Origin of the sequence: Bradyrhizobium sp. SZCCHNPS1003 (assembly GCF_032381555.1) — a bacterium.
Taxonomy (GTDB): domain Bacteria; phylum Pseudomonadota; class Alphaproteobacteria; order Rhizobiales; family Xanthobacteraceae; genus Bradyrhizobium.
Map to the genome: position 1 here is coordinate 1 of NZ_JAUHIU010000033.1, position 20,492 is coordinate 20,492.

Annotated in this window: 20 protein-coding genes; 6 read left to right on the forward strand and 14 right to left on the reverse strand. The window is 64.0% G+C overall.

From position 1 onward, the window contains the following. The first annotated feature begins 562 nt into the window (after window positions 1–562). On the forward strand, window positions 563–940 hold the full coding sequence (locus QX126_RS32415) for a hypothetical protein (RefSeq protein WP_315770966.1): 378 nt from the start codon (window positions 563–565) through the stop codon (window positions 938–940). 277 nt (window positions 941–1,217) lie between these two features. Here QX126_RS32415 and QX126_RS32420 read toward each other — a convergent pair whose 3' ends face one another. Beyond that, window positions 1,218–1,553, reverse strand: a complete 336-nt coding sequence (locus QX126_RS32420) for a hypothetical protein (RefSeq protein ID WP_315770964.1) — start codon at window positions 1,551–1,553, stop codon at window positions 1,218–1,220. A gap of 708 nt (window positions 1,554–2,261) precedes the next feature. Here QX126_RS32420 and QX126_RS32425 point away from each other — a divergent pair. Continuing rightward, the gene (locus QX126_RS32425; RefSeq protein WP_315786505.1) at window positions 2,262–4,484 is read left to right on the forward strand and encodes a right-handed parallel beta-helix repeat-containing protein; all 2,223 of its coding nucleotides are present in this window, start codon (window positions 2,262–2,264) and stop codon (window positions 4,482–4,484) included. A gap of 327 nt (window positions 4,485–4,811) precedes the next feature. Here the strand turns inward: QX126_RS32425 and QX126_RS32430 are convergent, their stop codons facing one another. The 6 genes from QX126_RS32430 to QX126_RS32455 form a co-directional block, all read right to left on the reverse strand. Beyond that, the gene (locus tag QX126_RS32430) at window positions 4,812–5,063 is read right to left on the reverse strand and encodes a type II toxin-antitoxin system RelE/ParE family toxin (RefSeq protein ID WP_315770961.1); all 252 of its coding nucleotides are present in this window, start codon (window positions 5,061–5,063) and stop codon (window positions 4,812–4,814) included. Between the two features lie 24 nt (window positions 5,064–5,087). Beyond that, window positions 5,088–5,342 (reverse strand): type II toxin-antitoxin system ParD family antitoxin, encoded by a 255-nt coding sequence (locus tag QX126_RS32435; protein ID WP_315786507.1) that lies wholly within the window; start codon window positions 5,340–5,342, stop codon window positions 5,088–5,090. A gap of 230 nt (window positions 5,343–5,572) precedes the next feature. Next, the gene (locus QX126_RS32440; RefSeq protein WP_315786509.1) at window positions 5,573–6,028 is read right to left on the reverse strand and encodes an RbsD/FucU family protein; all 456 of its coding nucleotides are present in this window, start codon (window positions 6,026–6,028) and stop codon (window positions 5,573–5,575) included. 159 nt (window positions 6,029–6,187) lie between these two features. Next, on the reverse strand, window positions 6,188–6,466 hold the full coding sequence (locus QX126_RS32445) for a PIN domain-containing protein (protein WP_315786583.1): 279 nt from the start codon (window positions 6,464–6,466) through the stop codon (window positions 6,188–6,190). A gap of 143 nt (window positions 6,467–6,609) precedes the next feature. Further along, a complete protein-coding gene (locus QX126_RS32450; RefSeq protein ID WP_315786511.1) occupies window positions 6,610–6,966 on the reverse strand; it encodes a hypothetical protein in 357 nt (118 codons plus the stop codon). A 639-nt stretch (window positions 6,967–7,605) separates the two neighbouring features. Continuing rightward, entirely contained in the window at window positions 7,606–8,256 is a 651-nt protein-coding gene (locus QX126_RS32455; RefSeq protein WP_315712575.1) for a hypothetical protein, read from the reverse strand. A gap of 171 nt (window positions 8,257–8,427) precedes the next feature. Between QX126_RS32455 and QX126_RS32460 the strand changes: the two genes are divergently transcribed. Then, the gene (locus QX126_RS32460; RefSeq protein ID WP_315786513.1) at window positions 8,428–9,165 is read left to right on the forward strand and encodes a hypothetical protein; all 738 of its coding nucleotides are present in this window, start codon (window positions 8,428–8,430) and stop codon (window positions 9,163–9,165) included. Window positions 9,166–9,189: 24 nt separating this feature from the next. After that, complete coding sequence (locus tag QX126_RS32465) at window positions 9,190–10,770, forward strand: endonuclease/exonuclease/phosphatase family protein (protein WP_315786514.1); 1,581 nt, start codon at window positions 9,190–9,192, stop codon at window positions 10,768–10,770. Between the two features lie 381 nt (window positions 10,771–11,151). Here QX126_RS32465 and QX126_RS32470 read toward each other — a convergent pair whose 3' ends face one another. The 7 genes from QX126_RS32470 to QX126_RS32500 form a co-directional block, all read right to left on the reverse strand. Beyond that, window positions 11,152–12,093 (reverse strand): ABC transporter substrate-binding protein, encoded by a 942-nt coding sequence (locus QX126_RS32470; protein WP_315739266.1) that lies wholly within the window; start codon window positions 12,091–12,093, stop codon window positions 11,152–11,154. Next, window positions 12,090–13,193: an LLM class flavin-dependent oxidoreductase gene (locus QX126_RS32475; RefSeq protein ID WP_315739265.1), complete on the reverse strand. Its 1,104-nt coding sequence runs from the start codon at window positions 13,191–13,193 to the stop codon at window positions 12,090–12,092. The genes QX126_RS32470 and QX126_RS32475 overlap by 4 nt, the downstream gene beginning before the upstream one ends. Window positions 13,194–13,214: 21 nt before the next feature. Beyond that, window positions 13,215–14,399 (reverse strand): acyl-CoA dehydrogenase family protein, encoded by a 1,185-nt coding sequence (locus QX126_RS32480; protein ID WP_315786516.1) that lies wholly within the window; start codon window positions 14,397–14,399, stop codon window positions 13,215–13,217. After that, complete coding sequence (locus tag QX126_RS32485) at window positions 14,393–15,184, reverse strand: ABC transporter ATP-binding protein (protein ID WP_315786518.1); 792 nt, start codon at window positions 15,182–15,184, stop codon at window positions 14,393–14,395. The genes QX126_RS32480 and QX126_RS32485 overlap by 7 nt, the downstream gene beginning before the upstream one ends. Next, complete coding sequence (locus tag QX126_RS32490; RefSeq protein WP_315786519.1) at window positions 15,178–16,191, reverse strand: ABC transporter permease; 1,014 nt, start codon at window positions 16,189–16,191, stop codon at window positions 15,178–15,180. Before QX126_RS32490 ends, QX126_RS32485 begins: the two co-directional genes overlap by 7 nt. Then, window positions 16,169–17,260 (reverse strand): ABC transporter substrate-binding protein, encoded by a 1,092-nt coding sequence (locus QX126_RS32495; protein ID WP_315786521.1) that lies wholly within the window; start codon window positions 17,258–17,260, stop codon window positions 16,169–16,171. The genes QX126_RS32490 and QX126_RS32495 overlap by 23 nt, the downstream gene beginning before the upstream one ends. Before the next feature lie 250 nt (window positions 17,261–17,510). After that, window positions 17,511–18,605: an LLM class flavin-dependent oxidoreductase gene (locus QX126_RS32500; RefSeq protein ID WP_315786523.1), complete on the reverse strand. Its 1,095-nt coding sequence runs from the start codon at window positions 18,603–18,605 to the stop codon at window positions 17,511–17,513. Window positions 18,606–18,904: 299 nt separating this feature from the next. On the opposite strand from QX126_RS32500, the gene QX126_RS32505 reads away from it, so the two are divergent. Together QX126_RS32505 and QX126_RS32510 are read left to right on the forward strand one after the other, a co-directional pair. After that, entirely contained in the window at window positions 18,905–19,765 is an 861-nt protein-coding gene (locus QX126_RS32505; protein ID WP_315786525.1) for an ABC transporter permease subunit, read from the forward strand. Further along, window positions 19,762–20,481: an ABC transporter ATP-binding protein gene (locus tag QX126_RS32510; RefSeq protein WP_315786527.1), complete on the forward strand. Its 720-nt coding sequence runs from the start codon at window positions 19,762–19,764 to the stop codon at window positions 20,479–20,481. Before QX126_RS32505 ends, QX126_RS32510 begins: the two co-directional genes overlap by 4 nt. Window positions 20,482–20,492 lie beyond the last annotated feature (11 nt).

A 20,492-nucleotide genomic window follows, 5' to 3' on the forward strand; every position in this document is an offset into this window, starting at 1 on the left:
CGACGCTCGTGACGATCGCGAAACGTCCCTCTTCAGCGAGCCGGGATGCGCGGAAATGTGGAGGTGATTTGCCCGACGTGGCAAGTGATGAGTCCGCGACAAACTGGCTCGACGGGCAGTTGGCGCATGCGCGCCATGCAGAGATTGCCCGTCGTGCAACTCGGGATGGCGTGAGCTCATCGGGTCATAGCGGCCAGCATCATCGACGCCCTTCAAACGTATTCAGTTGTTGGAATGCACCGTCACGGTGATGAGTTGGCTCCGGGCTGCCGGGTCGGCAAAGCATGAGCCATTCCCCTCCTCCGCGTGCCCAGCGGCACCGGTCCGATCGCATGGAAGTTCGGGCGGGGCCGGAACTCCGAAGCGCAGCAGCGGTTCTAGTGTGGTGGACCTGACATTCGCTTTGGACTGTCGCCAGCTCCTCGAGCGAGGTCGGATCAAGAACCGCAATCGATCATCCGTTTGCCGGCCTTGTTCGGCTCTGACATTCGTCAACCGTTCTTGGCAGAGCCGGACACCGGAGACATCCGCCGATCACGGCGCACTTCACTGGAGGCCTGATATGTCGACCAAAACAGCTCTGCTCGGCCGCACGGCCGCAATTGCTTCATTGACTGCACTCGCGATCGGCGCCCTGGCCCCGACCAGTGCCGACGCGCGAAATGGGCGCTGGCACGGCGGCGGCGGCGCTGCGGTCGGCGCGGCGCTTGCGGCGGGTGCCATCGGCACCGGTCTTGCGATCGCCGCGAGCCGCGACGCCTATGATTACTATGATGGTCCGGTCTACGGCGGCCCGGCGTATTACGAGGCGCCCGCCTACTACGGAGTGAACCCCCACGCCTATGGCTATTACCGCAAAGGCGAATACCCCTATCAGATCTATGGTGGTGACAGCCCGAACGCGGTTTGCGCGCAAGGAACGACCTGGAATTGCCGCTGAGCCGCTTCTGATTGAAACCGCGGCGTGGCACCGGGCGAGGTCTCGCGGCGCTCGCCCGGCGCTGGACTCCCTTCTCTGCCTCCGTGACCAGTCCCGTAGCCCGCCATGAGCGCAGCGACATGCGGGACAGGTCTCTCCCCGGCGTCGCTTCCCCGAAGCCCGTTGAGCCTCGTCGCGTTGAGCCGGCGAAGTCAGTTTCGCGCGCTGTCACCCCCCGCAAACGGATCGCTCGAAGGGCGACACCCAGCGGCGCGAGCGACCGAAGCTGCCATCCGCTTCAGCGCGCGTCACCCACCAGGCGAAGATCGATCCTGCCGATCAGGTCGGCGCGAAACGTCTCGGCGGCGGCCATTGCCGCCATGGTCTGTCGCAGTGTGCTGACGTTCGATCCGAGCGACACGATGCCGCCCAGCACCGCGGCAATCGCCCCGAGGGCGACGACCGCATTGGATCCCAGCAGGCCCAGCACCGCGCCGAGCAGCAATCCTGCGCCGACATAGATCACGACCCTCGAGGCTAGGATGATCTTGCGACACCGCTCGGCCATCTCGGCAAGCTCCTCGATCTGCGCCTCGATCCGGGAGATTTGATCGCTCAGGTCGTCCTCGTTCATCAGACCAGCTGTTCTCCATGGTGTTTGCTTTGAGCACTATTCCCTCTCCGCCAGCCAACGTACGGCCAATGACTGGACAATCCGAGAGATGGTTTGCAGCCGTGAGGCATCGACCTTGGTCAGCGAGATAGTCAAGTGCACCGTCAGCGCAATCCCGCAATCGCTGGCGCGAACGCACCGAGAGCGAGCTGGTCATCCTTCATCGAACAGACCACGAATATCGGCCATCGAACGAAACAACTTCATCGGATGGCGCAGCACGATTTAGTGCACTGTCACCCGCAATCTCGCCGCGCCGCATTTCTGCTACGATCTACCCTGAGTCGAGCGGAGGAAAGGCACATCGTGGCTTTGACCATCATTTGCGTAAGCGGACCTGCTAACAGTCCGGCGATGTTCTCGGCATTTTTGAGATGCCTTACCGCGGATATTTGGCGACAGCGTACCGCTTCATATTCACCACAACGAGAACCGTTCGCTGCTGATGGCAACGCAGGCTGGCGAGCCAACCCATAGAGGTCAGAAAGAGCCAAATCGCAGCGAAGGCCCCGAACTCGCGCCGGATTGACTCAGATCAACACAAACGATTGACGTCGAGAGCATGCTGTACATTAGAACTGCGCTCTGCTCGATAGAGACCCCCTGCTCGCTGGAACGCCTACGGAGCCAGCCGACGCGCCGCGGATCAATTCCCGATTAGGAATGAAGATGAAGCACCTTTTCACGGCACTTTTTGCGGCTGCAATCGTCACCTTAGCTTCGGGCGTCTCGCAAGCCGATTCCGGAAAAACTTGGTACGTGAATCAGGCAAGTAAGAGTGCGGGGGACGGGCACGCCTGGAATGCCCCGTTCCAATCCCTGCAGGATGCACTATCAGCGGCCTCTAAGAACGACGAAATCTGGGTGGCGCGTGGCACGTATTATCCCGATGCGACCGATCAGACCAAGTCATTTGTCCTCAAGGAGGACATCGCCGTCTATGGGGGCTTCTCAGGCAACGAAACGGCGCGGCAGCAAAGGGATTTTCGAAGGAATGTAACCATACTCAGCGGCAATATCGGCAAGGGCGACAAGACGAAAAACACAAAGACCATTATTATGGGCGCTAACCGAGCCATTCTGGATGGCTTCACGGTCTCGGATTCTTACGGGACGGACAAGCCCCGCATGCATCTCGTGCCGGCCGACATTCTCAAGAACGACATGGTCGTTGGCGGCGGCATGAGAAACTTCATGACCAGCCCCATTGTGCGCAACGTCGTCTTCAAGAACAACTACTCGCCCAAGGGCGGCGCCGTTTACAATGTGCACAAGGCGGGTGCGGACCAGGCCGCCTTCATCAATGTCGATTTCATCGACAATGTAGCCGAGCTGCGCGGCGGCGGCGTAAGCAACGATCTCGGCGCTATGCCGCGCTTCATCAACTGCCGCTTCATCGGCAACCGCAGCAACGACAAAGGCGGTGGCCTTTACAACGACTTTGCCGCGTCGCCGCTTGTCTTCAACACGCTGTTCACAGGCAACTCGGCCGTGAGCGCCGGCGGCGTCGGCAACGACGGCGGCTCGGCACCACTGCTCGTCAACGTGACAATCGTGGGCAACAAGGCCAGCAGCGCGTTGGGCCCGGACCTTTATCAGGGGACAGGTGCGAACAGCAATCCGATCCTCATCCGCAGCGTTGTCGGTAAGGTCTATAATTGGCATGAGGACATTGTGTCGGAGGTCGGCTCGCTCGCTCCTGCGGGAAGCACGCTGCCGCTGGCCGACTTCATCCCCATCAGCAACCTCAAGGGGGAGTTGGAACCCGTTGCCCTTAAATCCGCGCCCGCTTATGCGCGCGGTTATCAGCCCGGCTTGGACGGTGCGCTCCTGCTGAAGAACGGCTTGGTCGAGAAACTCGTCCAGATTTACGTGAAGAACAGCGGCGCGGTCGAATATCAGGGCGAGTACATCCGGCCAGCGGTCAGCGCCAAGGCCGTATCCGCGCCGGTCATCTATGTCGTTCCGGACAACCCGGCCAAGGCACAGGACGGACTTTCCTGGGCAACCGGGTTCTCCGACTTACAGGCGGCCATCGACCTCGCCTCGGCCTCGAAGGCGGCGGTTTGGATCAAGGCCGGCACGTACAGGCCTGCCAAGAAGGACGGCCGTATCGCGGCCTTCATTCTCTACGACGGCGTGAAGCTGTACGGCGGGTTTGCCGGCACTGAAACTGCCTTAGAGCAGCGTCGCGCCGCCGGCGCGCGGACAATTCTGAGCGCGAGGGCCGCCAAAGGCGGCTATCGATATGCGCACGTCCTCTATGGCGCCGATGACGCGCTGCTCGACGGATTGATGCTGCGTGACGGTCGCGCGGTCGGCCGGACTTACAACGGCAAGGGCGGCGGGTTGCTTGCCTATCATGCCGGCAAGAAATTTCTGCCGCGCGAGGCCGCGATCGGATTCAAGATGACGCTGCACAATTGCCGCTTCGAGCGCAACGAAGCACTCGAAGGCGGAGCGATTTATGCCTACGGCAAGGCCAATCTCACGGTCTCCGATACCGTCTTTGAAGGCAATCGGGCCGTCTATGGCGGCGCCAACGTCAACCGCGAGGGCGTCGTCGTCACATGTCAGAAGTGCTCGTTCACCGGCAATCGGGCATCGCAGGATGGCGGCGCAACCTACGAGGATTACGGCTCGCATGTGAGCTATGAGCAAGCCCGGTTTACGGCCAATAGCGCGCGCCATCAGGGCGGCGCCATCTATGAGATCAGCCGGGCCTCGCAATTGGAAGCGACAGTCGTCGGCGTCAGCAAGTCGGCATTCGTCAAGAACAAGGCGCGCGACGGCGCCAGCATCTATAATCTCGATGGTAGTACGCTGACGATCACGAACTCGACCTATCCGGCCAAGACGGTCTACAGCCGGACGCCATCCGAGAGCAAATAGAGGCGGCAACGCCGCGCCACTGAAGCCACTCACCCTGAGATGAAGCAAGACGACGACGGCGACTGCGATGGCGCGCAGACCGTCAATATCTGCTCGATACTCGCCAGTGCCCTTCTACGGCCATATCAACATCGATCGAAAAGCCGACACCACAGCGCTGGCTGAGCCTTCAGGCGGCGGCTATGTTTGGCCCATCGCCCAGACGTCATGGGGCCGGCCGCGGCCGGATGATGGGTGATGCAGGACTCGAACCCGCAAAGCCATGAGGGCGGATTTGCCGTCGGTCGGACGTCGTCGCCGTCGATGACGCGGATGATTTCAACGGAGTCAACCGGACCTTCGTCCGTGTCGGGGACGGTTCGGTAAAGCAGCAGGTAAGGCGCCTCGACCAGCATACGCATGGACGGGCGGATCGGAACGGCGGGCGCCCATCCGCGGTTGCGATCTCAGCAGTTCGAATTTCGCTTCGATTCGGTCGAGATGACGCTCAGCGGCGGCTGGCTGATCGACCCCGATCAGCAGGTAGATGTCGAGCAGATCGGACCAGGCCTGGTTGGACCAGACCAGCTCAATCGGCATTGTGGGAGGCTTGCTTCGCTCCCTTCAGCCGTCGCGGGCGTCCGTGCGCAGCTGCTTCATATCGACCTTGGCAGCAGATCCGCTGGCGATGCCTTCGCCCCAGGCCTGCCGCAGGCGCCTGACGTCCTCCCGGCACAGCTCACGCTTCAGCTGCCAGTCGCGCACCGCCTCGCGGACGATCTCGCTGGTGGTGGCATATTCGCCCGACTCGACCGCTGTCTTGAGGGCTGAGACCTGCTCGCTCGTCAGCGCAACGCTGAGTTTTTCGACAGATGCCATCGGATGCTCCAAGACCGGGGAGCATAAATTGCCACCATTTGCTACCGCAAGCCAACAGCTCCCGCCTCCGTGGCCGGTCCGTAGCCCGCCACGAGCGTAGCGACATGCGGGGCCGGCCTCTCCCCGGGGCCGCTCCCGCCGACGACCGTTAGGCATCGGCGGGCGCTCGCCCTGGCGACGCGACGAGAACACGACGCGCATCACCCATGTGAGCGCGGCCAGGAGTATGCTCACTGCGCGTCCGGCGCGATCACGCCCTTGCTGAACAGGAAGCAACCGTAGAACCGGCGCTCGCCGGTCGCGATCACGCAATAGGCGGTCTTGGCTTTTTCATAGAACGCGTGCCGCTCGACGCCGACCAGCGGCCAGGACCTGCCTTCGGCGCGGTCGATCACAGCCTGAACCTCCTGCTGCACCGGCGGCACCACCTCGGGCTCGCCGACGACCTCCATCCTGACCGCGGCATCGTCGACGAAGGTGTCAAGCGGCAGCACCGACAGCACCGCCCGGACGGCCCGGGCCGCGCTGACATTGTCGATGCGCAAGAGCTCGCCGAACACGGTCCGCCGCGCGATCGCATCGGCCGGAAAATTGCTGTCGCAGATCACGAGACGGTCGCCATGCCCCATCGCCCTGACAGCATAGAGCACGTCGGCATTGAGCAGCGGATCGATCCCCTTGAGCATGGTTTACTCCCTGCGTCTTCTTTTTCATTGCTATCGTAGGATAGGTCGGGCGCCGGCGAAACCATCCTCTCACGTCAATTAAGCTGATTGGCTGAGCTGATTGGCATCGCGCGAGGCCGAATCCGCGCTACTTGCCGATCAGAACCCGGACCGCGCCGTTCACGGCAAGTCCGCAAATGGATCCAGCACGGGGACATCCAGCGGCTCGAAATGTCCGAGGTTGCGCGACAGGATCGTCAATTTATGCCGGCGCGCGGTCGCTGCGATGATGATGTCGGCGAAGCCCGGCGCCTGTCCAGGCCCCCTCGTCCGATCCGACAACCGGCCCGCGATCCGCGCTGCCCGCATGTCGAACGACAGAATGCGCTCACCGTACAGATGCATGACCGTCTCGAGCCACTCGGCGAGATCAGCACTCTTGCGCGTTATATATAGCAGCTCGGGCTGCGCACGACAAGGCGATACAGCCTACCTGAACCCGCTTTGCTCGACAGGTCGCGTTGATCCGGTGTAGTCAGTTCGCGCACCGTCACCGCCCCCCGCAAACGGATCGCTCGGAGTGCAACACCCGGCGGCGCGAGTCACCGAGGCTGCAATCCGCTTCGGCGCGCGTCATCAACCAGACGAAGATCGATCCTGCCGATCAGGTCGGCGCGAAACGTCTCGGCGGCGGCCATTGCCGCCATGGTCTGTCGCAATGTGCTGACGTTCGATCCGAGCGACACGATGCCGCCCAGCACCGCAGCAATCGCCCCGAGGGCGACGACCACATTGGATCCCAGCAGGCCCAGCACCGCGCCGAGCAGCAATCCTGCACCGACATAGATCACGACCCTCGAGGCCAGGATGATCTTTCGACACCGCTCGGCCATCTCGGCAAGCTCTTCGATCCGCGCCTCGATCCGGGAGATTTGATCGCTCGGGTCGTCTTCATCCATCAGACCAACTGTTCTCCATGGTGTTTGCTTTGGGCATTATTCCGTCACCGCCCACCAACGTACGGCCAATGACTGGACAATCCAAGAGATGGTTTGCAGCCGTGAGGCATCGACCTTGGTCAGCGGGACAGATCAAATAGCTCGTTCGAGCGCATCGCTGATGAAGCCGCGATTTCCCCTCGACGGAAGGCTGCCATGAATAGAAGACCACCGGTCTCATCTCTTGACCTTATCCGTGCTGCTTCCAACAATGCAGGAGCTCGGATACGAACGGCCGAATGCAAGATCAATAGACTACCGTCAGACCCGGCGGAATTTTGCTCGGGACCTGCGATCCTTTGAGCTGCGACCTCCGCTTGAGGCACATCAATTGCTCATGACGACAAGCTATCAGGCGCGTTTTCCATAGCGATCAATTCGTAGGATGGGTTGAGCAGCAGCGAAGCCCATCTTGACCAACCATCCGATTGATGGGTCTCGCCTTCGGCTCAACCCATCCTACTTACCGAGGCGAGCTCTGCACCGGGAGCGGCCGTTCAATGACGCTTGCTATCATCCGAGACAGTACGGTGTTGGATCACACGAACGAATCGCATGTGGCTTTGTCACAGCGCGACCAAGGCGAGGAGGCTCTTGAGGCTAGGCCGGCACGGGAACCCCGGCTTTCTTCTCCAGCGCGGCCACCCGGTCGCGAAGGCTGCGGATCTCCGCGACCAGGTCAAGGACGTCCGGCGCGGGTTGATGCCCCATCATCCCAACATGGCTCGTTGTCACACGAATGGTCGACGAGCTGATCTCCATGCTGGTGCGGGAGCTCGCAACTGATAGACCCGGTTGCAATGCGGGCGGTGCGGGGACTGCGATCGTAACGCCACCCGCGACAATTCCGTCTGGAGCGGTAACGGTTTTCTCGAACCGCGCGGCGCCTTTAACGGTCACGTCTTCGAGTTTCGCTGCACCGTGAATCGAGACGCCCCCGGCGTAATGCTTGCCATCGTTGAGAACAAGTTCGTCAGCCTGGGAGTGAGAGAGCGCCGCGCGCGCCGCCGGAGGCACTTTCGGGCTCTGGAGTTGCACGGTCTCGACGTTGCATGCCATTATCGCTCGCCCCAACCAAGCCGGGGCTAGCAAGAGACGTCCCGCGTGGGCCTCCGCGCCGTCAAACTCGATTCTGAGCATGCCGGGATAGCCCTGCGCGTCGACGGGAACCCTGACGTTGCCGCTCTGCAGCACAGTCGTTGATCCTTCTAGGATGACCGACGTGTCGGTGAGTTTGATGTCGCTCGTCATGTTCGCTGCCTCACGCTGAAGATGTGCTTTCAAATATCTTCAACTCGGCCGCCGCGGCTTGATTCACGTCAACGGTCGATCGGCTGGCGCCTGCGATCGTTAGCTGCGAGACAGGATGTTTTGGCGCGCGCTAGGCCGCGCTCAGAACATGCGAACTGGCGGGGTCTTGAAATGCCCAATGATCTGCACACCGTCCTGAGCAGCATTCACGGACTGAAGGTAGACGCAGTCGCGAGGTCGGTTCCGGCCTGCGCGGACCACGCCTTCGCCTGGGCAGGCAAGCTGCTCGCCGCCCCCCATCCTCGAGCCCGCGCCGATTTCAGCTCGGCTCATCAGCAGGCCTGGCTCGAGGCAATGGGCAATCTAAGTGCATGGAAGACACGGCAGATCGATGTGAACCTGCCGGCATCGGAGAAGTTGCTGATTGTCGGATGGTACTTCCCGGAGCTTGCGAGCCTGCTCGGCACTGCGGAAAAAAAGCATGTGGTCGTTCTGGTATCGAATGATGCTCCCTGGCTCTCCGAGCTAAAGGACGCAGGCACCACACTGAACTTTCGGGCCGAAGGCGGTGCGTCGGCGCTCGCCGCGTACATGCGCGAAGGCCGCAACGTGTTCGCGATGATGGACAACATTCATCCGGGCACCGAGTTCGTCCGTAGCCCATTCTTCGGGCGCCCCGCCAAGACCCCGGCCGCCATTCTGAGGCTTGCGATCGGCAACGGCTACACGCTGGCGCTGATAGCGCCTAGGGACAACCGTGTGGAAGTGGTGGCGACACTGCCCACCCCCGGCAAGCAGCCGGAGGATCTCGCTGCCTGGGTGAACCAGAAGATCGAACAGGAAGTCAGACGGGCGCCGGAACGCTGGCTGTCCTGGCCAACGCTCGCCTACCGGTTCCAGGCAAGCTGATTCACCAGTCAGGAGGATGCGCGCATGCCCACCACGTCGTTCAATCAACTCGCGCAGCAGGCCGACGCACTTTACCCGCCGCAATCGATGCACAGCCTCTTGTCCAGGCTGCGCTACCCGGGAGCGGCACCGGGAATGACCCTGCCGACGGCTTCGTTTGCCGACGCAGCTTGGCGCCTGTCGGGCCCCTCCACAACACGAATTTCATTCTTGCACTACAACATCTGGTGCCTGCGCGCGAAGGTCGGAGTCAAGGAGCTCGTCGCCGCTGCAGGAGGGGTGGGCCACTTCGTGGCTTGTCTTGGGGTATCGTCGGCTGACTTCATCGGCAAGACGCTGGAGATGATTGGGGCCGATGTCGGAGATGTCTGCGATCGCATCTTCCCGCCGATCGTGGAAATCTGCGGCGTGCCCGCCAACCCGCTGAACGGCACTTGCAAGCTGGTGGGCGACAGCCTCTCGCTCGGCGGATACATCATCGAACATCTCAGTTCCGACCTCGACTGGCTGATAAGCCTCTTCTCGATCCCGGAGGAGGTCGTATTTGAGGCGCTGATGCAGCTGGTCGCGCCGGTGCTTGGCGTGTTCGAAGTAACTGCCAAGGAAGAGCCGGTTATCCCGGAGCGCGCCGACGAAATCGGCCGAAGGGTGTTCGCTTACGACGTCGTATCGCTGATCGAGGCTTGGGACCAGGATACGAGGGATACGATCCTGGCACATGGCAACGCGCAGCATTTAGACGGACCGGCCGGCTCCCTTGCCTACAAGCAGCTGCAGAGTGGGATCCTCGTACTCAGCCCAACGCGGACAATTGAAAATGGGGGCGGGCATGTCTATGCGGCGGACGGCGTGTCGCGAGTCATGCCCGGCGGATGCGAGATGGGCTACATGTTCGATTCCGACAAATGGGCGAACAAAGGGGTGCAACTCACGCGTATCCCGGTTGGCTTCGGTGCGATCGAGCTATATTCGACGCATCTTTATGCCGGCGATGGCGGCCTTCTGCCGCCTGGCCCAACCGACGCGGAGAAGATCGACGTCAGACGCAGGCAGATTGACGAGTTGATTGCATTTATCAAGGCGACGCACCTTCCACCCAACGTGGCCATTGTCGCCGGAGATCTCAACATCGGCGCGGACACCGACGAGTACCACAACCTGGTCGCGGCGATGGGGCAGGCCGGCTTTTATGACCTGCGGACCGTACCGTTTGATACGGTGAAAAGCGATGGCTTGACCGACCGTCACGGCGACGGCGACGAGCCGATCTACAACGACTTCAATACCAACTGTAAGGTCTATCGCGCCAGCGACGCATATCGGCAAGCCTATGATCCGGCCATTGCCACGCCGACGATGTCGGACAATGTCGATTACTACTGCGACGAAATGCAGCCGGACGATGCGAATCCGACCGGATCCAGGATCGACTACCTGTTCATCGAACGTGCGACTGCGGTTCACGGCTTCAATCTCGACGTCTCGCGTGTGCGCCGGCGCGCTTTCAAGTCACGCATCCGCTGGATCGTCACCCCCGGCCCGCAAGACTACCTCTCGGACCACATCGGACTGGAAGCGACTCTGTTCGCCAGCCCAAGGCATTAGCGCACTGGGCGTTCAAGAAGCGCAGCAACAGGCTCCAAGTCACTGAATGGGTCGCTTGCCGTCGACAATGCCGACCTAGCCGTCTGCGCAGCGCTTGACGGCGGGGAGCCAAGTTAAGGCGTCTTGGCACTCTACCTATCGAGGATCGGAGCGGGCTCCTTTTCTCCCGGGTTCGCGGAGGCGCCGCGATCGTGCCGCGTGACGTGGCGTAGCTGGTGTGGCACCAAGTTCACCGGCGCGGGCCGGGACGGTTACGGGAAGGTCAGCCTGATAGCGTGGAGGCTGACGGTGGGATCACCGCTGAAGGGTGCTATGGTTTTCAGCGGCCGACGCCGCCGAGAGTCACGTGTGTTCGGTGAGATCACGTGACGCGCTGACAGCTCAAAGCCCCGCCCCCTTCGCGATCGCCGCAGTGAACGAACGGTCGAGGATGCCGGCCGCGTCGAGCCGCTCCTTGATCAGGCCGGTGCGCCTGTAGAGGTCGATCGTCTTCTGCTCGTCGGCGACGACGGCATCGTCGACCGGCACGATGCGCACCTTCGCACGCTTGAGCCAGTTCAGTGGTACGGAGGACGGAATGTTCATCAGCCGGCCCCAGGTCTCGGCATAGCTCTCGACATTGCCGAGCGACCACGCACGCGCCGCCGCAAGCCGTTGGACGAAGTCCTCGAGCGCCGCGCGCTTGTCCCTGATGGCGGTGGGGGTCGCGACCTGGAAGCTCAGGCCGGGCGTCAGTCCTTCGCCGGTGATGATGCGGCGCGACTTGAACAGCACCTCCTCCTGGCTCACATACGGCTCCCAGGTCGACCACGCATCGACCGAGCCCTGCGTATAGGCGACCTTGGCATCGGAGGGCGGCAGGAACACGAGCTGGATGTCGCTGGTGGTCCAGCCGCGTGACTCCAGTGCCGCCAGCACCAGTTGATGTCCGATCGAGCCGCGGCCGGTTGCGATCTTCTTGCCCTTGAGGTCGTCGAAGCTCTTGATGGCCGAGCTTTCGGGCACAAGCATCGCAAGACCCTCCTGGGTCTGGCGAATGGCGGCGATCGCCTTGACCGGCACGCCCGAGGCGGCAGCGAAGGTAAAGGGCGCGTCGCCGACGAGCCCGGTCTCGATGGCGCCCGCGCTCAGCGCTTCCAGCAAGGGCGCAGCGGCGACGAACTCCTTCCACTCGATGCTGTAGGGCACGTCCTTGAGCACGCCCGCTGCCTCCATGACGGCGCGCGCATTACCCTTCTGGTCGCCGACGCGCAGGGTCGCCTGCGCGAAGGCGGAAGCCGTGAACGCGAGCAGAACACCCGCGGCAAGCAGAACGCGCTTCATTCCGCGGCCACTCCCTTCGCGCCCTGCCGCCGCGCGATCAGCTCGCGCGTCGCGGGGATCAGCTCGCGGCCGTACTCGATGGCATCGATCAGCGGATCGAAGCCACGGATCAGGAAATGGCTGATGCCGAGATCGTAGTAATCGCCGAATACGTCGGCGACCTGCTCCGGCGTGCCGACCAGCGCGGTGGTGTTGCTGTTGGCGCCGGTAAGCTTGGCAATCTCGGTCCACAGCCGCTTGTCGACCCGCTTGCCCTGCTCGGCGATCGCCAGCAGCCGCTTGGCGCCATCCGTGGCATGTCCGTCGGCCGGCTTGCGGTAGCCGGTCTGATCCTGCAGCGCGGTGGCGCGCTCCAAAATCTCCTGCGCCTTGGCCCAGGCCTTCTCCTCGGTCTCGGCGAGGATCGGCCGAACCGACAGCGAGAAGCGCGGCGCCGGCCGGCCGTGCCTGGCGGCGGCCGCGCTGACGCGGGCGACCTGCTCACGCACCTGCGCATAGGACTCGCCCCACAGCGCATAGGTGTCGGCGTGACGGCCCGCAACATCGATCGCGGCATCGGAGGCGCCGCCGAAATAGATCCGGATGCCCTCTTTCCGATACGGCTTCACCTGCGCGAATGCATTCTCGACCTGATAGTGCTTGCCGGCATAGCTGAACGGCTTCTCGCTGGTCCACTCGGCGCGGACGATGTCGAGGAACTCAGCTGTCCGCGCATAGCGCGCCTCCTTGTCGTCGAGCGTGTTGCCGTCCTGTCGCAACTCGGTTGAATTGCCGCCGGTGATCACATGCAGCGCAACGCGGCCTCGCGAGAACTGGTCGAGCACCGCGAACTGCCGCGCCAGCAGGGTCGGTGACGTGAACCCCGGTCGCTGCGCGATCAGCACGTTGAGCCTCGAGGTGACGCCGAGCACATGCTGGGCGACCTGCAGGCTGTCCGGCGAGGTCGAGTGGAACGCGAGCAGCGCGCGGTCGAAGCCGGCATTCTCATGCGCCTTCGCCACCGTCTCGATGTGGACGGGGTCGAGCACCGGTCCCTTGCGGACGATGGTCTCGGACGAGTTGTTGTTGGAAATGAAGCCGATGAATTCGATCTCGGACATGTGTCCTCTCTCCTCAGGTTCTCAGAGTCCAAGCGCCAGACGGCCGGCGGCGATCCGCGTGGCGTCGTCCTGCGGGGTATGCACGCGGCCGCACAGCACGTCGCGATAGTGCCGCTCGAGCGGGTTGGCGCGGCTGAGGCCGTGATTGCTCGACAGCGACAGCGCGTCCTCGACGGCCGCCACCGCATTGTTGGTGACGGTCAGCTTGATGACGTTGCCTTCGACCGGGCTGACGACCCTGCCCTCGTCGAAATCGCGCGCCACGCTATCGATCAGCCGCGCATTGACCTGTAGCCGCGCCTCGATCGCGCCGAGCACCTCCTGCGCCCGGGGCAAGGTCGCGAGCGGTGCACCGAGGCTCGACGGCGTCCGCGTCCTCAGGAAGTCGACGATCCAGTTGCGTGCGGCGCGCGCGACGCCGTCATAGATCGCGCCGACGAAAGCGGCGTGAACCAGCGCCTGCGTCGGGTTCTGCACCCGCCAGCCCTCCGGCTTGCGCAGCTCGATCTCATGGTCCAGCGGGATCACGACGTCATCGAACACGACGTCATGGCTGCCGCTCGCGCGCAGGCCGAGATGATCCCAGGTCTCCAGAATGCTGATGCCGGGCAGTCCGGCCTGGACCAGGAAGAGTCCAAGCCGGGGATCGGCCTCGTCGGTCTTGGCCCACACCGAGTACCAGCTCAGGATCGGCGCACCCGTCGAGTAGATCTTGCGGCCGCTCAGCCGCCAGCCGGTGTCGGTGCGCCGCGCAATCGTTTCCGGCAGGCCGCCGCGCGACGGCGAGCCCAGCGCGGGTTCGACGCGGAACGTGTTGATCAGCGCGCCGCGCTCGACCGACTCCCGCGCGAGCTTGCGCGCAAGCCGCGGCGGATACTCCTGGTGCCGCGCCATCACCAAGTGCTGGATGTAGTGCATCGCCAGCACCAGCGCCGTCGACGGATCGGCTTCGGCAATGATCCCGAGCACGCGCGCGGTGAGACGTGCGCCGGCGCCATGCCCGCCAAGCGCGGTCGGCACGGTCAGCGACAGCAGGCCCGCGTCGAACAGGTCTTGAAAATTCTGAAACGGGAAGCTGCGGTCACGGTCATGCGCCGGCGCACGCTCGGCGAAGACAGGCACGAACCGCAGGGCTCGTGCGATCAGCTCTTCGTCGTCCACTGCACCGGCCGGGCGCGGCGCGATGCTTTCGATGGCGGCTACCATGTTGCCTCCAAGCCGAGGAGCCCAAGGATCTGCCGGCGCAGATCGGCAAGATGCGGATCACCGCGATGCCGCGGATAGGGTCTGTCCACGACGATGTCGGCCTTGATGCGCGCGGGGCGGTCGCTGAGCACGATGACGCGATTGGCGAGCACCAGCGCCTCCTCGACGTCGTGGGTGACCAGCAGCGTCGTGAAACCCTTGCGCTGCCACAGCGCCACGAGCTCCGCCTGCATCGCGATGCGGGTTAGCGAATCGAGCTTGCCGAGCGGCTCGTCCAGCACCAGCACCTTGGGATCGTTGACCAGCGCCCGCGCCAGCGCGACGCGCTGCGCCATGCCGCCGGAGAGCTGATGCGGAAAGGCGTTGCGGAAGTCGGACAGCCCGACCAGGTCGAGCGCCGCATCGACACGATGGCGCTGCTTCTTGAGGATGCCCTGCGCCTCCAGTCCCAGCGCAACGTTGTCCCGCACCGTGCGCCATGGAAACAGCGTCGGGTCCTGGAACACGACGACGCGCGAGGGATGCGGTCCCCTGATGCTGATCTCGTCCTCGCGCAGCACGCCGCTGCGCGGCTTGTCGAGGCCGGCGATGAGACGCAACAAGGTCGACTTGCCGCAGCCCGAGGGCCCGAGCAACGCGACGAACTCGCCGGGCTCGACGATCAGGCTGACATCGTCGAGCACCTTCAGCTCGGCGCCGTCGATGTCGAAGGCATGGTCGACATGGGCGATGTCGATCGCGGCACCCGGGAACGCCGCCCGTCGAGCTTCCGCAACGGCTACCATTTCACGACACCCTTCTGCCAGACCAGCACGCGGTCACGGGTCTTGAACAGCAGCGTGATCGCGCCAGAGCAGAGCAGCGACATCACCAGCAGCGCTGCATACATGTTGGCGTACGCCGCCCAGCCCTGCGCCCATTGCAGGTACCAGCCGAGACCGGCCTTGACGCCGATCATCTCCGCGACGACCAGCACCGCAAAGGAGGCCCCGAGGCCCATGAACAGGCCGACGAACACATGCGGCAGCGCCGCAGGGACTGCGACCTTCAGCACCAGGAACGACGGCTTGGCGCCGAGCGTCCGCGCGACGTCGTAGTACGCGGTTGGCACGCTGGCGACGCCGGACCATGTCAGCACTGTTACGGGGAAGCCGGTGGCGAGTGCGATCAGGAACGTCGACGCGCTCCAGCTGGTCGGGAAGCTGAAGAAGGCGATCGGCAGCCATGCCGTGGCCGGCAGCGGTCCGATGAAGCGCAGCACCGGATGCACCCAGTAGCCGATCCGCGTCGACCAGCCGATCGAGACACCCGTGACGAAGCCGATGGTGGCACCGATGAGGTAGCCGCCGAGCTGCAGCTTGATCGACGCGAAGACGCTGTCGAGCAGCTTCGGCAGATCGTCGGTGTAGACCTCGATGATGGCCTGCGGCGGCGGAAAGAACGGCAGCGGCAGCCAGGCGTATTTCGCGGTGCCAAGCTCCCACAGCGTCAGGAACACGCCGAGCGCGATGAACCAGGGACTTCGCTTGCGCACGCCGACACCCGCACGTCCGAGCAGGTGCGCGGCAAGACTGGCCAACAATAGGATTGCCGCGATGACAAATCCGGCGCCCGCGAGATCGGTCGTGCGCGACCAGTCACCGATGTCCTCGCGGACGAGGCAGGATGCGCCGAAGGCGGCCCAAGCGAGCGCCGCGGCAATGCCGGGCGCCACCTCGCGGAGCTTGTCGGCAAGCAAGCTGCTCCGCGCGAGCTCGCCGGCGGCGACGTCAGACAGAGAAAATGTCGACATAGATCCGCTCGGCGAATTTGCTGGTGTCGGTGCTGGGCTTGAAGACGGAGACGACCTTCAGGTCGTCGGCATAGGCCTTCAGCTCCTGCTTCAGCGGAGCACCATGCGGATGATGATGATGGGTGTGATAGCGCACCATGCCTTCGAGATCGGCGAGCGTCGCCTGCTTCGGCGCGTAAGGCTGGAACGACTTCGCCGCCTCGACCGGGTTCTGCGCCGTGAACATCGCGGCATCGAGCAGCGCTTGCGTGATAGCGCGGCCAACCTGCGGCTCCTCTCGCACGAGGCTGCCACGCAGGCCGAGGATGCAGCAGACGCGGTTCTGATACTCGCCGTCGAGATTGGAGGCGACCTCCTTGTAGGCCGGGTCCTTCAGCCAGAGATAAGCGAGCGGATCGGACGCCAGGAACGCCTGCGTCTCGCCCTTGTCGGCGGCGACGTTGACGACGGCGCCTGGATAGACGCGCCAATCGACATCCTTCACCGGATCGATGCCGAGCCGCGCGAGCTGGATCGAGAAGAAGTTCTTGTCGGGACCACCGAGATCGCCGACGGCGACCGTCTTGCCCTTGAGGTCCGCCAGCTTGGTGATGCCGGAATCGCTGCGCGCCAGCACCCGCATGCAGCCGCCATGGGTGCCGGCGGCGATCTTCACGTCGAACCCCTGCTCCAGCGGTTTCAGCCAACGCAGCGCCATGCCGAGGCCCGCATCGCTCTTGCCGGTCGCGATGGCTTCCAGCAGCTGATCGGTCGAGCCCGAGTAGTTGATCAGCTCGACATCGAGATTGTACTTCTTGAAGAGGCCCTGGTCGATCGCCACCGGAACCGGCGTCAGGCACACCGCGCCGGCATTCCACGACAGTTTCAGCTTGCGCGGCGCGCCGGTGAGAGCTGGCACTTCAGCCGCCGTCCGGCAGATCGGAAACTGCTGAAAGTCGATCTCCGGCGCGGCTCGCAAGGACAGAGCCTGCGCGGCAAGGCCGCCGAACGGCGCCACCAACGCGGCTCCGGCGCCTGCCTGCAGCAGCCGACGCCGGCTCAAAGCGCTTGTCGTCTCCGTGTTATCCATCACCCTCTCCTGCCGACAACGCTCCGCCTATGCGCAGGCGCATGGCGCCCGCACTCCATCCGCGGAATGCCTCGATGTCTCGTTGACCGTGCGCTGTCGTCAGCGCCCCAATGATGAATGGATGATGCGTTCGCCCGTCCACATCGTCAATGAAATGGATTTTCGAATGTGGCGCGACGGTGAGCGAATATCTCCCCGCGCAACGAACTTCACAAAGCAATCAGTTCTTCCGCGCGCTTCGCAGGCGAGATCACCCCGCACGTCGGCCGGAATCGGCCGTCGCGAGACCAAGATCGCGCTGTCGCTGCCGCACGCGCGGAATGATCTCGTCCGCGAAGTGCTTCATCTCGGCCTCGAACGGCTGGAACTGCAGCATGAACAGCTCGATGCCGGCGGCGTGGAAGTCGATGACGCGGTCGGCGACCTCCTCATAGCTGCCGACCAGCCCGGCGGCCGTACCGCCATTGCTGCCGACGCGCGCGCTCTTTTGCATGGTCTGCATCATCACCACCTTGGGGTCGGTGTTCTGCTTCTGGATCGCCTTCATCGGCGCGTCCTTCTCGGCGAGAAGCAGCAGCCGCTGATGCGCAGCTTCCGCCTCCGCCGCGGTCGGACGTGCGATCACGAAGGCCGATAGGCCAAAGCGAAGCGGCGGCGCCGCACCTCTCGGCCGCGCCGCAACGTCGCGGATCAGGCCGGAGACGTCGGCGAGCGGCTGGCCGTTGATGAACCAGACGTCACCGTGACCGGCGACCAACGACCGCGCCGGCTCGGATTCGCCGCCGACATAGATCCGCGGCCGGACCTGGTAGAGATCCTTCGGCCGCAGCGCGTAGTCCTGCACGTCGAAATAGCGGCCCTTGTGCGTGAGGCGCTCGCCCTGCAGCAGCCGCGACACCACCGAGATCCATTCTCGTCCATAGGCGTAGCGCTCGTCATGCTCGGCGAAGCCGATGCCGGCGCGCTCCAATTCGGGCTTGTTCCAGGCATTCACGAGATTGATGGCGAAACGCCCGCGGCTGATGTTCTCGATGCCGAGCGCCATCTTGGCGAGCACCACGGGATGATACAGATACGGCTTGATCGCGGCGATGATCTCGATCCGGCTGGTGAGCGCTGCGAGCGCCGCTGCTGCGCTCCAGGCCTCGAGCTGATCGAGATCCTCCTGGTGCGGATTGATCGTGTGCTGGGCCACCAGCGTCGAATCATACCCCAGCGCCTCGGCCTTCAGCACGAGATCGCGGTTGCGCTCCCAGGAGGCATCATAAGGCTCTTCCGGATCCTGATGCGCCGCGCGCGGGCCATGCACCAAGGCCCAGATGCCGAAACGAAGCGGATGTGTCATGTCGAGCCTTCCGATATCAGCGTCGCGCATCGTCGTCCCAACGCAGCGCGCTCCCCAGAGCACGTACTAACAAATCTCGAAAAGAAGTTCTTGCCGCTTTTGGCCCGCGCGGGAAATCGAAAACCTCCAGGCCTGACAACAATTGGAAAACGGCTCTATTTCGATCAGCCATGTTTCGTGGGACAGTTTGCCGGCGTGCAACGAGGCGGCGTGACACGGCCGCCTGCGCGCATCCGATCTACAGATCTGCCGAGTGATCTCGATCGGCAGAGGCATGACATCGCGAGGACGACGCACTCTTGAGCAATCTCGAACAAGCTGCCGGGACGATCGAGCTGCCGCAGACCAATCGTGACGCCGCGCGCCCCAGCGCGGACAGGCGTCGCGCGCTGAGCTCGGCGACGCTGCAGGCCCTGTCTTGGCTCGCGCCCGCCCTCCTCATCGTGATCTGGGAAGCGGCGGCGCAGGGCGGCTATTTGTCGCCGCAAGTCCTGCCGGCGCCAAGCAAGATCATGCGCACGGCCTTCAAGCTGACGACGCAGGGCACCCTGCTGAACGATCTCGGCGTCAGCCTGCTGCGCGCAGCCGCTGGCTTTGCGATTGGCGGCGCCATCGGGTTTGCGCTCGGCATTCTCGTCGGCTTCTCGCGAATCGCCGAAGCGCTGATCGACCGCAGCGTCCAGATGATCCGCGCGATCCCGTTCCTCGCCATGCTGCCGCTGGTGATCGTCTGGCTCGGCGTCGGCGAGGCCGAGAAGGTGTTTCTGGTTGCACTCGGCGTGACCTTCCCGATCTACATCAACACCACGCTCGGCATTCGCCAGGTGGATCCGAAGCTGCTCGAACTCGGCCGGGTCCAGGCGCTGTCGACGCTGCAGCTGATCCGCCGCATCATCCTGCCCGGCGCCCTGCCCTCGATCCTCACCGGCGTCCGCTATGCGCTAGCGACCGCTTGGCTCGCGCTCGTCGTCGCCGAGACCATCGGCGCGCAGTCGGGCCTCGGCTTCCTCGCCATGGATGCCCGCGAGTTCCTGCGCACGGACGTCATCGTGCTGACGATCGTGATCTACGCCCTGATCGGAGTCGGGGCTGACCTGATCGCACGCTGGCTGGAGCGACGACTGCTCGCATGGCATCCGAACTACGGAGCGGCGCGATGACGGTCCAGTTCGCGCCGCCGCTGCAGGGCGCCACCGCGCCTGCGGTGATCGTCAATGGTCTGCGCCGCGCCTATGGCGAGCGTACCGTCATCGAAGGCCTCGATCTTCGCATCGAACGCGGTGAGTTCGTGGCGCTGCTCGGCGAGAGCGGCTGCGGCAAGACGACCTTGCTGCGCGCGCTGGCCGGGCTCGATCCGATCCAGGCTGGCCGCATCATCGGGCCGCGCCGGCCCGCCGTCGTGTTCCAGGAACATCGCCTGTTGCCCTGGGACAGCCTGTGGCGCAACGTCGCGCTCGGTCTCGATGTGCCCGACGCGCGCGCCCGCGCCGCCGCGGCGCTGGCAGAGGTTGGCTTGGGCGACCGCCTCGACGACTGGCCGCGCAATCTCTCGGGCGGCCAGGCGCAGCGCGTCGCGCTCGCTCGTGCGCTGGTGCAGCAGCCGGAGCTGCTGCTGCTCGACGAACCGTTCGCCGCGCTCGACGCGCTGACCCGCATCCGCATGCACGCGCTGGTACGCGAGCTCGTCGCCAACCATCGTCCCGGCGTGCTGCTCGTCACGCACGACGTCGACGAAGCGATCGTGCTCGCCGATCGCATCCTGGTGATGCGCGACGGCCGGATCGCCTTCGAGCACCGCGCGGATCGCAGCGGCACGGTCGCCCGCGGCGACCTGCTGGCTGAACTCGGTGTGCTCGGTTCACACGCTCACGATTGATTTTCGGAAGG